The sequence below is a fragment of the uncultured Campylobacter sp. genome, assembly GCF_938017705.1.
In the GTDB taxonomy this organism is placed as follows: Bacteria; Campylobacterota; Campylobacteria; order Campylobacterales; family Campylobacteraceae; genus Campylobacter_B.
Genome location: NZ_CALIIS010000222.1, coordinates 1 through 12517 on the forward strand (window position 1 = coordinate 1; position 12517 = coordinate 12517).

Annotated in this window: 13 protein-coding genes; 11 read left to right on the forward strand and 2 right to left on the reverse strand. The window is 45.3% G+C overall.

What is annotated here, in order from left to right; genetic code table 11:
• The coding region (locus Q0605_RS10175) for a flavoprotein (protein ID WP_298706726.1) at positions 1 to 216 on the reverse strand (216 nt) is incomplete at its 3' end.
• Positions 209 to 1510 carry a bifunctional UDP-N-acetylglucosamine diphosphorylase/glucosamine-1-phosphate N-acetyltransferase GlmU gene (glmU, locus tag Q0605_RS10180; protein WP_298706728.1) on the reverse strand — a complete coding sequence of 434 codons (1302 nt, stop codon included), beginning with the start codon at positions 1508 to 1510 and terminating at the stop codon, positions 209 to 211. The genes Q0605_RS10175 and glmU, both read right to left, overlap by 8 nt.
• 150 nt (positions 1511 to 1660) lie before the next feature.
• Between glmU and Q0605_RS10185 the strand changes: the two genes are divergently transcribed.
• From Q0605_RS10185 to mnmE, 11 genes are all read left to right on the forward strand, one after another.
• Positions 1661 to 2530: an EamA family transporter gene (locus Q0605_RS10185; protein WP_298706730.1), complete on the forward strand. Its 870-nt coding sequence runs from the start codon at positions 1661 to 1663 to the stop codon at positions 2528 to 2530.
• 64 nt (positions 2531 to 2594) lie between these two features.
• On the forward strand, positions 2595 to 3779 hold the full coding sequence (locus tag Q0605_RS10190; RefSeq protein ID WP_298706732.1) for an efflux RND transporter periplasmic adaptor subunit: 1185 nt from the start codon (positions 2595 to 2597) through the stop codon (positions 3777 to 3779).
• 21 nt (positions 3780 to 3800) lie between these two features.
• Positions 3801 to 5729, forward strand: coding sequence for a MacB family efflux pump subunit (locus Q0605_RS10195; protein ID WP_298706734.1), 1929 nt, complete (start codon positions 3801 to 3803; stop codon positions 5727 to 5729).
• Between the two features lie 13 nt (positions 5730 to 5742).
• On the forward strand, positions 5743 to 7101 hold the full coding sequence (locus Q0605_RS10200; RefSeq protein WP_291937886.1) for a TolC family protein: 1359 nt from the start codon (positions 5743 to 5745) through the stop codon (positions 7099 to 7101).
• Positions 7098 to 7451 (forward strand): hypothetical protein, encoded by a 354-nt coding sequence (locus Q0605_RS10205; RefSeq protein WP_291937884.1) that lies wholly within the window; start codon positions 7098 to 7100, stop codon positions 7449 to 7451. The genes Q0605_RS10200 and Q0605_RS10205 overlap by 4 nt, the downstream gene beginning before the upstream one ends.
• Positions 7452 to 7526: 75 nt before the next feature.
• Positions 7527 to 7661 (forward strand): 50S ribosomal protein L34, encoded by a 135-nt coding sequence (rpmH, locus tag Q0605_RS10210; protein WP_005873223.1) that lies wholly within the window; start codon positions 7527 to 7529, stop codon positions 7659 to 7661.
• A gap of 14 nt (positions 7662 to 7675) precedes the next feature.
• The gene (gene rnpA / locus Q0605_RS10215; RefSeq protein WP_291938151.1) at positions 7676 to 7984 is read left to right on the forward strand and encodes a ribonuclease P protein component; all 309 of its coding nucleotides are present in this window, start codon (positions 7676 to 7678) and stop codon (positions 7982 to 7984) included.
• Positions 7981 to 8328 carry a membrane protein insertion efficiency factor YidD gene (yidD, locus tag Q0605_RS10220; RefSeq protein ID WP_298706738.1) on the forward strand — a complete coding sequence of 116 codons (348 nt, stop codon included), beginning with the start codon at positions 7981 to 7983 and terminating at the stop codon, positions 8326 to 8328. Before rnpA ends, yidD begins: the two co-directional genes overlap by 4 nt.
• Positions 8318 to 9961: a membrane protein insertase YidC gene (gene yidC, locus Q0605_RS10225; RefSeq protein WP_298706740.1), complete on the forward strand. Its 1644-nt coding sequence runs from the start codon at positions 8318 to 8320 to the stop codon at positions 9959 to 9961. The genes yidD and yidC overlap by 11 nt, the downstream gene beginning before the upstream one ends.
• Positions 9958 to 10713 carry a Jag N-terminal domain-containing protein gene (locus tag Q0605_RS10230; protein WP_298706742.1) on the forward strand — a complete coding sequence of 252 codons (756 nt, stop codon included), beginning with the start codon at positions 9958 to 9960 and terminating at the stop codon, positions 10711 to 10713. The genes yidC and Q0605_RS10230 overlap by 4 nt, the downstream gene beginning before the upstream one ends.
• 2 nt (positions 10714 to 10715) lie before the next feature.
• Positions 10716 to 12461: a tRNA uridine-5-carboxymethylaminomethyl(34) synthesis GTPase MnmE gene (gene mnmE / locus Q0605_RS10235; RefSeq protein ID WP_298706744.1), complete on the forward strand. Its 1746-nt coding sequence runs from the start codon at positions 10716 to 10718 to the stop codon at positions 12459 to 12461.
• The last annotated feature ends 56 nt before the right edge of the window (positions 12462 to 12517 follow it).

The following is a 12517-nucleotide window of genomic DNA, read 5'->3' on the forward strand; positions in this document are numbered from 1 at the left end:
GTGGTTGATCCCGGCCTGCCAGTTTTCGTTAGCTTTGCAAAGCACGGGGTGATCGCATAGTGCCTCGAATGCCTTGTAGCTAACAAACTCCTGCACGCCGTCGCTAAGCGCGACATAGACGTCGAAATTCGACTTTTTCAGAGCGGATAAAATTTCAAACGCTTTGTAAAAACTGATGCTCCCGCAAACCGCGAGTAAAACCTTTTTCTTATTCATCTTCGCTCCTAAAAAATTTATGGAAAAACCCATCTTTGTTGATTTGTTTGCTTCGGCTGATCGCCAGCGCGCCGCTCGGAACGTCGCTCGTAACCGTCGTGCCCGCGGCGATTATGACGTCGTCGGCCACCCGCACGGGCGCTACTAGCTGCGTATCCGAGCCGATAAAGACGTTTTTGCCGATTATCGTTTTGTATTTTTTCTTGCCGTCGTAGTTGCACGTAATCGTGCCACAGCCGATATTGCTGCCCTCATCGATCTCGCAATCCCCAAGATAGCTTAAATGCCCCGCCTTGATTTTGTTTACTTTCGCGTTTTTAAGCTCGACGAAATTTCCGATATGAGTGCCTATAACTTCGCATTTTGGGCGCAGATGTGCCATCGGGCCGATGTCTGAGTTTTTTACGACGCTATCTTCGATGACGCAGCCGCTTTTTATAAGCGAGCTTTCGATCACGCAAGGACCGACGATACTTACGTTTTCTTGCAGCTCGCACTCGCCGATAAATTTTGCTCTGCTATCGATGTAGATGCTTTGCGGTAGGCGCATCAAAACGCCTTGCTTCATCAAATTTTCTTTGATCTCGTTTTGCATTAAATTTTCGGCGATGCTGAGGGCGAGCTTATCGTTTATGCCCATGAAGCTTTGCTCGTCCACCCACACGGCGGCGCATTTTAAGCCCATATCTTTGGCGATTTTGATCGCGTCGGTGAGGTAGTACTCTTTTTGCGCGTTATCTGGTTTGATCTGCGGCAGAATCTGTTTCAACGCCTCGCTTTTGAAGCAGTAGCAGCCTGCGTTTGCGTCTTTTACCGCCTTTTCTTCCTCGCTTGCGTCCTTTTGCTCGACGATCTTTAAAATTTCGCCGCCGCGGGTAATTACGCGACCGTATCCGAATGGATCGCGCGCGCTAAAAACGCTTAAATTTACTTCCGCGTCCCCCTCGCAGAGTTTGCGAAGTTCGGCGCTTTTTACCAAAGGCATATCGCCGCAGATTATGAGTGTTTTTTCCCCGCGGATTTCGACATCTTTTAGTCCGCCCGCAGTGCCGGGGAAATGCTCGTGGTCTTGTTTGTAGATTTTAGCGTTTGGAAAGTGCGCTAGAATTGCGCTTTTAACCTCGTCGAATTGATAGTGTAAAATCACGCTCACGTCGTTTGAAATTTCGTAAGCTTTCTTTAGGATGTGGATTATCATCGGCTCGCCGCAAAGCTCGAAAAGAACCTTGGCTTTTTGCGACTTCATCCGAGTGCCCAGCCCTGCGGCAAGAACTATAACCGAAACGTCGTTCATTTTTACCCTTAAATTTCAAAAATCGGATAATTTTAACACATTTAAAATAAATAAAAACCTAAATTTATGCCGCGTGGGCGAAATTTAAATCCCAAATTCAACTAAAATTTTATAAAATTCCGCCTAAATTTTAAAGCTTAGGCGGACGTTTTGAAAAAACTGATTTTGGTTACTTGTATTTGGGCGTTTAGCTTCTCTCTGATAGGCGAGTTTTTGCGCGGCATAGACAGCGCGTATTTGGCGTTTTCGCGCGTATCGTTGGCGCTAATTTGTTTTTTGCCGTTTATGAAATTTCGCAGGCTAAATCCCGTCCTGGCGCTTAAAATTTGCGCCGTGGGCGCCGTGCAGATCGGCGTGATGTATATCTTTTACTACCGCAGCTTTGCGTATTTGAAAGTCTATGAAGTGGCCCTTTTTACGATATTTACTCCGTTTTACGTGACGTTGCTTTACGATGCGCTTAAGCTTAGATTTCGCGCGCTATATCTTTTCAGCGTCGCTGTCGCGGTGCTGGGGGCTTTGGTGATAAAATTCGGTGCGATAAATTCCGAGTTTTTGACGGGCTTTTTGCTCGTACAAGGCGCAAATTTATGCTTTGGGCTCGGGCAGAGCGCGTATAAATTTATGCTGGAGCGCCACGGCTTTAGCGAGCAGAAGGAGCTTTTCGGCTACTTTTTTGCGGGGGCTACCGCCGTTACGGCGATTGCCGCGATCGTGCTCGGGGATTTTTCTAAATTTAATCCCAGCTTCTCGCAGGGCGCCGTGATCGTGTATCTGGGCACGGTAGCCAGCGCTCTGGGGTATTTTTTGTGGAACAAAGGCGCGTGCGAGGTCGATAGCGGCGTGCTTGCGATTATGAATAACGCGCTCATCCCCGCAGCGATCGTCGTAAATTTGGTATTTTGGCAAAGAGATGCTGATCTGGCGCGCCTACTTGCGGGCTCGGCGCTGATTTATGTTTCGCTAATTTTGCATAAAAAGATTATGAAATTTTACGCCCTACGCGAGCAAAGAATTTAGTATTTAACTAAAATTTTATATTTTTACATTAGAATTAGCCCTTATTTTATTTGAAGTTGGCAAAATGAAAAAAACCTTGAAATTTATCGTTTCTATCGTACTTATCTTTATTGCGATATATTTTTTATACGGTAAATTTTTTAAGCAAGAAGAGTCACCGAAAGCTCTTACGACTAGACTTGAAAAGGGTGATATTAGAGGCACGGTGACGGCTGCGGGAGAGGTTTACGCCAGGGATTTGGTCGACGTGGGCGCGCAGGTAAGCGGTCAGATCAAAAAGCTTTACGTCAAAGTTGGCGATAAGGTTCAAAAAGGCGATATGATCGCACAGATTGATTCGGTCACGCAAGAAAACGAGATCGCGCAGCAAAAGGCGCAGCTTCTGATCCACGAGGCAAATTTGGCTTCGGCAAAGATCGCCGCGGCAAACGCTAAAACGCAGTATAACCGCGAGCTTGAGCTGTATAAAAGAAACGCCGCTTCCAAAGAGGCTGTGGAAAACGCTAAAAATAGCGCCGCTTTAAAGGAAGCCGAGCAGAAGCAGATCGAGGCGCAGATCGAGCAGACCAAACTTCAGCTAAGCACCGCAGAGACAAATTTCGGCTACACCAAGATCACGGCTCCGATAAGCGGCACGATCGTTTCGATGCCGGTAGAGGAGGGCAAAACGGTAAATTCTAACCAAACTACGCCTACGATCGTAAAGATCGCCGATCTAAGCAAAATGGAGATCAAGATGCAGATCGCAGAGGGCGATATATCCAAAGTAAAGGTCGGAATGGACGTAGAATACTCCATACTATCGGATCTGGATAATATCAAAAAGGCTAAAATTTACAAGATCGATCCCGGTCTTACCACGCTTAGCGACGGGACTTACGATAAAACCTCTAGCGGATCGTCCTATTCTTCGAGTAGCAGCGACAGCGCGATCTATTTTTATGCAAAGATGCTCGTGGATAACGAAAACGATTTTTTAAAGATCGGAATGACGACCGAAAACAACATAATCGTAAGCGAAGCGAACAATACGAGCTACCTACCTACCTCGGTTATCAAGCGCGACGCGAAAGGCGATTATGTCACGGTGCTTAACGGCAAAGAGCCTGAGCAGCGATACGTAAAAACGGGCGTCAGCGACGATTTGAATACTGAAATTTTAAGCGGCCTTGATGAAAAAGATGAGGTGCTTATCGCCGATGGAAAAGCCGCACCGTTAAATATGGACGGGCCTCCAATGGTGTTTTAGTTAAAATTTTATGGTGTAAAGATGCTAAAGCTTAAAGATATAAACAAAAAATTCATTCTCGGCGATAACGAAATCCACGTCCTAAAAGACGTAAGTTTAAATATCGAAGCGGGCGAGTTTATATCGATAATCGGACAATCCGGAAGCGGAAAATCCACGCTGATGAATATAATCGGCTGCATCGATACGCCAAGCAGCGGAAGCTATAAGATCGAAGGTCGCGAGACCGCGAATTTAAGCGGCGACGAGCTTGCGGCGCTTAGAAGCAAAAAATTCGGCTTTGTCTTTCAAAAATATAATCTCATCGCCACGATGGATGCGACCGCAAATGTCTCGCTGCCTGCGGTGTATGCAGGCGTAGGGGCGAGCGAACGGACGAAACGAGCGGTGGAGCTTTTGAATAAGCTGGAGCTTGGCGATCGCACTAAAAATTTACCGAGCAAACTTAGCGGCGGGCAGCAGCAGCGCGTAAGTATTGCCCGCGCTCTGATAAACGGCGGCGAAGTGATTTTGGCAGACGAGCCTACCGGCGCGCTTGATAGCAAAAGCGGCGAGACGGTGATGCAAATTTTAACGGCGTTGCACAAAGAGGGTCACACTATCATCATAGTTACGCACGATGCGCATATTGCGGAATTTGCGGATCGTATCATCGAGATCAAAGACGGTAGAATTTTAAGCGATAAAAGAAAGGCTGAGCGGGTTTTTGAGCGCAAAAAAGAGCAGATCAAAACGAAAAATTCCTTTATATTTTGCAAAGATCAGCTCATCGAGAGCTTTAAAATGTCGATTAGCGCGATATTTTCGCATAAACTAAGATCGATTTTGACGATGCTAGGCATCATCATCGGCATTGCGTCTGTTATCTGCGTAGTAGCTCTCGGTAAGGGTTCGGAGGAGAAAATTTTATCCGAGATCCGTAAAATTGGCACCAATACGATCGATATCTTTCCCGGTAAAAATTTCGGCGACGTGCGTGCGGGCTTCGTGAGCACCCTTACGATAAGCGATTCTAAAGTTTTGGCGCGCCAGCCCTACGTCGATTATGCCACACCAAATGCTTCTGCAAGCGGTACGGCAACATATGCTAATTTAAGCTCCAAGGCTCAACTGCGCGGCGGCGGCGTGAATTCTTTGGCGGTTAATGGCATAGATATAGAAGATGGTAGAAATTTTAGCGACGATGATATTAAAAATTCTGCCTCCGTCGCGATTATCGATCCAAACACTAAAAAAACATTTTTTAAAAATTCCGATCCGATCGGCAAGACGATTTTATTTTCGGGTAAGCCACTTAAGATCATAGGAGTTTCGGGCAAGGATAAAAACGCCTTCGGAAGCAACGAAAATTTAAGAATTTACGCGCCGTACTCAACTGTGATGAATAAAATCACGGGCAATCGAAAAATCAGCTCTATCACCATCAAAATAAAAGACGATGTCAATACTCAAGTGGCCGAAGAAAGCCTAACTCAGCTACTTATCCAAAGACACGGCTCGCGGGATTTTCATACGATGAACGCAGATACTATCAAACAAACAATACAAAGCACTACCGGCACGATGACGATTCTGATCTCCTCGATCGCGGTGATCTCGCTCGTCGTGGGCGGTATCGGCGTGATGAATATAATGCTCGTAAGCGTCACCGAGCGCACGCGCGAGATCGGCATTAGGATGGCGATCGGCGCGAAGCAATCCAACATTTTGCAGCAGTTTTTGATAGAGGCGATCTTGCTTTGCTCGCTCGGCGGAGCTTTAGGAATTTTAATCGCTTTGGCGCTTGGATTTGCATTTAATACCATAAGCCCGGATTTTGCGATGAAATTTACTACCGCGCCTTTCGTGATCGCCTTTGCGGCGTCGTCCGCGATCGGTATAGTTTTCGGCTATCTGCCGGCAAGAAACGCCAGCAGATTAAATCCGATAGATGCTTTAGCACAAGAATAATCAAGGAGAGAAAATGATAAATTCCAAAGTAATTTTAAGCGGCGTTTTGGCCGTCTTTATCGGTGGCTGCGCCTCGAATCAAAGCGAGGTCGAGTATAAACCCGTAGAGAATTTCAAAGATGAAAACGCAAGCTACGAAATCGATACGCTGTGGTATAAAAAATATGGCGAATCATACTTAAATAAGCTTGTAGATCAAGCCCTTGCGAATAACTACGATCTAAAAACAGCGGCTTTAAACGTTGAGAGTGCTTATGCAAATTTAGGGCTAAGCAGGGCTGATCTTTTTCCTACGCTAAGTAGCTCGTGGAGTGCGGGCGCTAATCGCGACATAAGCACCGGCTCGAATTGGAACAAAACCTATAGCTCGGGCTTTAACGTAAGCTATGAGCTTGATCTTTTCGGCAAGATCCGCTCGGCGGTAAATGCCGAGGGCTGGAACGCCAAAGCCAGTGAGTTTGACCTTGAAAATACTCGCCTGACTCTTATAAATTCCGTCGTAAGCGGCTACTTCGAGATGCTTTATTTAAACGATTCGCTAAAATGGACAAAACAGAATTTAAGCGATTACCGAGAGATCGAAAAGATAATCAAGGCAAAATATGATTACGGCAAGTCCGAACAGCTTGATTACAGGCAGATTCAAAATTCTATCCTAGGGCTTGAAAACAAGGTCTTAAGCATTCAAAAAAATATCGAGGATAATCATAAATATATGAGAAATCTTATCTCCTCCAGCTTGCAATTTGATGATAACACTGATTCGATAAATTCCATAGAATTCCAAGGCGTTGATCTAAATGTGCCTTACACAGCGCTTGCTAATCGCCCCGACATTAGAGCTGCGATCGCTAGGCTAAATTCCAGCTTTTACGACGAACAGACCGCTAAGTTAAATTTCTTTCCTAGCGTAAATTTAGGCGCAGGGCTTACTAACGGGCAAGGCGTGAGCGCTAACGATAGCTTCAAGCTAAATTTTTTAAGCGGCAACGTAAGCATAAGTTTGCCGTTTTTGGATTATGCGAGGGTTGAAAACCGCCTTAAAATTTCGGAGATCGCTTTTCGCAAAAACGTCGTAAATTACGAACAGACGCTCTCTAACGCTACGAATGAGGTGCTAAATTTATATAGAATTTACCAGATCAATCTGGCTAGCCTTAAAAATTTAAGCGCTGCTTACGATGAAAAGGCGCGCATTGCCGATCTTTACGCCGCGAAATACGAAGCTGGCTCAAGTGAGCTGAAGGATATGCTAGAAGCCCGCACCGACGCCGTAAATGCCAAGATAAACGAGCTAAATCAAAGATATTTGACGCTTCAAAACGAGGCAGCGATCTATCGCGCAATGGCAGGCAAATTTAAACGCAAATGAAAAAGGCTTTGATATTTTGGCTGCTTTGCGGCGCAATATTTGCTGATTCCACGGCACTAAGCGCACAAGATGACTCAGTAAGCTTTGGTGCCAGCGCTTACGTTGCGAACGATAAACAATCAGAATTTGAGAAAAACCATAGTGAAATTCTGCTAAATCGTCAAAAAAATGAACTAGATAGGCAAAGCCTGCAAAATAATTTGCAACGTGAATCAAAAGGCGTAGGCGACCACGATGATTTTTCGATGAAAAAACAGCCGATGCAAGACATCAAGGAGCGAAACAATAAAAATGAGAAGGACTTAAAATTGCGCCGTAAAAAGCTGCAAGGCGACGCTTATCGGCGCTAGGGCTGCTTTTGTTTATCGGTTTTTAAGTAAAGTTTCTATAAAATCTCCGCTTTACATTTTCTTTAAGGAACAGTTATGAAAAGAACGTACCAACCCCACAATACCCCTAAAAAGCGTACTCACGGCTTTCGCGTCCGCATGAAAACAAAAAACGGTCGCAGAGTTTTAAGTGCAAGACGTGCTAAAGGCAGAAGAAGATTGGCTGCGTAGGCGAATTTACTGCGATAAGCGATAGCAGGGTTTTTTCGGAGGTTTATAAAAGTGCGGCGAAGTGGCATTGCGAATGCGCTGTTGTGTATTTTTTAGCTAGCGAAGAGCGTAAATTTAGCGCGGTCGCCAGCAAAAAAATAGGCAATTCGGTCACGCGAAACCGCGCCAAAAGACGTTTGCGCGTCGCGTTTTATAATCAAAAAGACGCCATTGTTAGCGGAATTTTTATATTAATCGCAAAAAAGCAGATCATAGATATGAGTTTTGAAGACATTGAGCGAAATTTAAAATGGGCGTTTAAAAAGATCGGCGCAGTAAAATGAAGAGATTTTTTATAGTCGCGATCGGGTTTTATCGAAAATTTATTTCGCCTTTGCTACCGCGCTGTTGCCGCTACTATCCGAGCTGTTCGGAATACGCGCTTTATGAGTTTAAGTTTAACGGCGTCTTTGGCGCGCTCTGCGCCGTAACGGCTAGAATTTTAAGATGCAATCCGCTCTTTAGCGGCGGCATAGATTATCCGATAATCGCGCGAAATTTCAAATTTTGCGTATTTTCTAAAATCCGCAGTAGCAATGCCTCTGCGGATAAATTTAAGCTTTGGTTTATACCATATAAAAAAAATAGATATTACGTCATACGACTAGGAGAAAATAGTGCTAGATAAACTTCCTCAATCAAAGCGCCTTGCTATCGCGATAGCAACTGCGCTCATATTTTTTGTAGCTTACGATCATTTTTATTTATCAAAAATTCGCGCCGCAATGGAGGCAAACGCAACCGCGGCGCAAATCGCGCAAAAAAATGCCGCCAAGTCCACTCCGCAAACTACCGCTGTTGGCGTGAGCGCGCAGGGAGCGAATTTAAATACCGTAAATTCCATCTCTGCACCGTTAGTACGCGTAGTCGGAAAAGAAGCAAATTTTACGATCGACGGACTTGGTCGCATAAGCTCATATGTGTTAAACGATGCGAAATTCCGTGACGAAAACGGCGATGCGATAAATTTGATCGATCCTAAATCGCATTCTAAACCGCTTGAGATGCGCTTCGAGGACGCGGCGTTGAATGCGATGGCTTTCGATACTCCTTATAGCGCTTCATCTGGCGAGCTGGACGTACGAAACGGCGAAGCTAGCGTGAGCTTAAGTCAAAATTTGGGCTCGGTAACTATAACTAAAAATTTGACCTTTTTCCCGAACGGCAGCTACAAGCTGGATGTTAAATTAAACGGCAGCGCACCTTATTTCATCACTCCGGGCTCTCGCCCGAACGTAGAAGTAGATAGCTATACGGTTCACGGCGTCATCGTTGGAAAACCGGGCGAAGCTGGAATTTCAGATAAAATCGCTTCATTTTTTACGGGCTCGCAGGCTATAAACGAAAGCGTAGAAATTTTTAAAGATGGCGATGTGGATAAAAATGAGCGAATAAGTGGGGCGAATATCGCTGCAAGCTCCGATCGCTATTATACAACGCTATTTTACGGAGAGAGCTTGAATGCGACCGTGACTGACGCAGATAAAATTTCGCAGGTTTTCATAGGCTCGGACGGCGATCTTAGTCTTACGGGCTATATCGGCGCGAAAGATCACGCGACGCTAAGCTCGATAAATCCTGCTCTTACGCACATTATCGAATATGGCTGGTTTACCTTCATCGCCCGCCCGATGTTTAAATTTCTAAACTGGTTGCACAGCTATATCGGTAACTGGGGCTGGTCGATCGTCGTGCTTACGCTCATTATCCGCCTAATCTTATTCCCGCTAAGCTACAAGGGAATGCTATCGATGAATAAGCTAAAAGATCTGGCGCCTAAGATGAAGGAGCTTCAGGAGAAATACAAGGACGATAAACAAAAGCTGCAGTTGCATATGATGGATCTGTATAAGAAAAACGGTGCCAATCCGATGGGCGGCTGCTTGCCAATACTGCTTCAGATACCGGTATTTTTCGCGATCTACCGCGTGCTACTTAATGCGATCGAGCTAAAGGGCGCGGAGTGGGCGCTGTGGATCCACGATCTGTCGCTTAAAGATCCATATTACATCCTGCCGATTACGATGGGAATTTTGATGTTTTTGCAGCAAAAGATCACGCCGACTACATTTACCGATCCGATGCAAGAGAAGATGATGAAATTCTTACCGCTCATTTTTACGGTATTTTTTGTGATGTTCCCTGCTGGTCTTACGTTATACTGGACGGTCAATAACTTCTGCTCAATCATTCAGCAATACGTCATAAACAAGGCCTTTGCTAGGCATAAACAAGCTCAAATAGCGGAGAAAAAGTCATGATAATTGAAGCAGAAAATTTAAAAGACGCATATAATAAAGCAGCAGCTGAGCTGGGATGCTCAGTAACGCAGCTTAACGTGCGCGTGCTGCAGCATCCAAGCGGCGGATTTTTGGGCTTTTTTAAGAAAAATGCTATTATAGAAGCTGTTTTGGAAGGGGAGAAATTTAGCGAAAATCCGGAATTTAGCGCCTCTCAAAACAAAACCGGCAAAGCAGAGAAAAAGCAGGGCGACAAATCAGAGTCTCAAAGTCCTCGCACCACGCATTCTAAACACCGCAAAGAAAAGCAAAAAGCCGTCGTAACCGATGAAAATTTAATCGAGATCAAAGAAAAACTCTCGGCGCTTTTTGGATCGAGCGAGTTTAAGATCGAAGTGAGCGAAGTTAGCAAGATCGACGAAAACAGCATTTATATCAAGCTTGACGGCGAGGATAGTGCGCTTTTGATAGGCAAAGAGGGGCACCGCTACAAGGCTCTTTCGTATATGATCTATAATTGGATCAGCATAAGATACAACCTCGCAGTCGTGTTTGAAGTCGCGGAATTTTTACAAAACCAAAGAAAATTTATCGACTCTTACGTCGATGCGCTCGTGGAGCGCTCTGGAAATGAGCGTATCGTCACGAAGGCTTTTGATGGCGCATTTATCAAAATCGTAGCCGACAAGCTAAAACAAGCATATCCAGATCGTTTCGTGGGAATCAAATCCACACGTAGCGGCAAAATCGTCATCGTAGACGAAAAAAGCTAATCGTGAGCGAGACTATCGCCGCTATCGCTACGGCTCACGGCATCGGCGGAATCTGCATAATTAGAATTTCAGGCAAAGAAGCGCTATCTATCGCTCTAGGTCTTTCGCATCGCAGCTCTTTGCGCCCTCGTTATGCCACGCTTGTGAATCTTTTTGACGCGAGTGGCGAAGCGTTCGGCGAGGCTATTTTGATATATTTTAAAGCTCCGCATAGTTTTACCGGCGAAGATGTCGTAGAAGTGCAGACCCACGGCGGCTTTACGGCTTCGTCCTTGGCGTTAGATGCCGTGCTGGCTCTAGGTGCGCGCATAGCAAATCCGGGCGAGTTTAGTAAGCGAGCGTTTTTAAACGGTAAAATGGATCTTAGTAAAGCCGAAGCCATAAGTGATCTGATTAATTCTCGCTCACAAAGTGCGGCTAAAGCTTTAGCGCGTAGCCTACGGGGTGAGCTGGCAGACTTCGTCGCAAATCTGCGTGCAGCTTTGGTTAAGACGTTAGCCTTCGTCGAGGTTTGCATTGATTACGCGGAGGATGATCTGCCTTCTGATGTACTGCAAAATTCGCAAGAAATGCTTAGCCAAAATATCGCTTCGCTAGAAAAAATCACTCGCATCAGCCGCAGCCGAAAAGGGCTAATCGAGGGCTTTAAAGTAGCGATTGTGGGTAAGCCTAATGTCGGTAAATCAAGCATTTTAAATTCTATGCTGAGCTTTAGTCGCGCTATCGTGAGCGACGAAGCGGGCACTACGCGCGATCTCATCGAAGAAAGCCTGCAGATAGGCACTCATCTAATCCGTATAGTCGATACCGCAGGTATCAGACACGGCGGCTCAAAGCTCGAAAGTATCGGCATTTCATATTCGCTTCGCGCTGCAAGCGAGGCAGACGTGATTTTGGCAGTGTTTGACGCAAGCCGCGAATGGGACGCCGAGGACGCGCAGATCCTAAAAATATTGCGTGAACAAAAAGGCAAAAAAATCATCTACGTTTTAAATAAATGCGACTTGCCGCGTAAATTTCATCCTAGCGTGGAGGATCTTGACGAGGATTTAGAGGCTTTTTCTGAAAAAAATTTCGCAGCCGAAAATCCCATATCAGAGAATTTCATAGCCGAAAATTTAAAGCAAAGTCGGACCTGCGACGCTTCTTTAAATTCTTGCGCGCAGAATTTAAAAGCTAAAAATTTAAAGCGTGACTTAAGCGCGCAAAATTCTACTTCCACAAATTCCGTGCTTACAAGCCAAATAGCTCTTGCGAATTCCATAAATCTGGTGGGGCAGAATTCCGCCGCAAAAGCGGGACTAGTGTCAAATACCGAGCGCGTTACTGCAAGCTGTGCTGCGGGGAATTTTACGAAAGATGATTCCAAACAAAATTCTGCAAATTCCATCGCGCCTAATAGCTCTGCAATAAATTCCGTTAGGCAAACTACCCAAGCAAATTCCATTTTTACGCCACTTGAAATTTCTGCAAACGAGGGTGTGGATAAAATTTTAACCGCGCTTGAGAGCTACTTAAATTCTCAAAATTTCGATGGCCTTATGCTAAGCAACGAGCGGCAAATTCTATCTTGCGAGAGCGCGCTCGCAGCTCTTAAAAACGCGAGCGAGCGCCTAGCTTGCGGCGAGCTTGAGCTTTTTGCATTTGAGATAAATCGCGCTATTGAGGCGATTGCACGTATTTCGCGTCCATTTGAGCGAGACGAAATTCTAGACGAAATGTTTAGCAATTTTTGCCTCGGCAAATAGCGTTTTAGCTACTAATTAGCCAAAATTCAATATAATCTCGCATTTAAAATGAGGTC

Excerpts from the sequence above, each read along its gene's own strand:
- Q0605_RS10195 (WP_298706734.1), top strand. The coding sequence starts at position 3,801 with ATGCTAAAGCTTAAAGATATAAACAAAAAATTCATTCTCGGCGATAAC.
- Q0605_RS10200 (WP_291937886.1), top strand. The coding sequence starts at position 5,743 with ATGATAAATTCCAAAGTAATTTTAAGCGGCGTTTTGGCCGTCTTTATC.
- rpmH (WP_005873223.1), top strand. The coding sequence starts at position 7,527 with ATGAAAAGAACGTACCAACCCCACAATACCCCTAAAAAGCGTACTCAC.
- Q0605_RS10190 (WP_298706732.1), top strand. The coding sequence starts at position 2,595 with ATGAAAAAAACCTTGAAATTTATCGTTTCTATCGTACTTATCTTTATT.
- glmU (WP_298706728.1), bottom strand. The coding sequence starts at position 1,510 with ATGAACGACGTTTCGGTTATAGTTCTTGCCGCAGGGCTGGGCACTCGG.
- Q0605_RS10230 (WP_298706742.1), top strand. The coding sequence starts at position 9,958 with ATGATAATTGAAGCAGAAAATTTAAAAGACGCATATAATAAAGCAGCA.
- Q0605_RS10205 (WP_291937884.1), top strand. The coding sequence starts at position 7,098 with ATGAAAAAGGCTTTGATATTTTGGCTGCTTTGCGGCGCAATATTTGCT.
- yidD (WP_298706738.1), top strand. The coding sequence starts at position 7,981 with ATGAAGAGATTTTTTATAGTCGCGATCGGGTTTTATCGAAAATTTATT.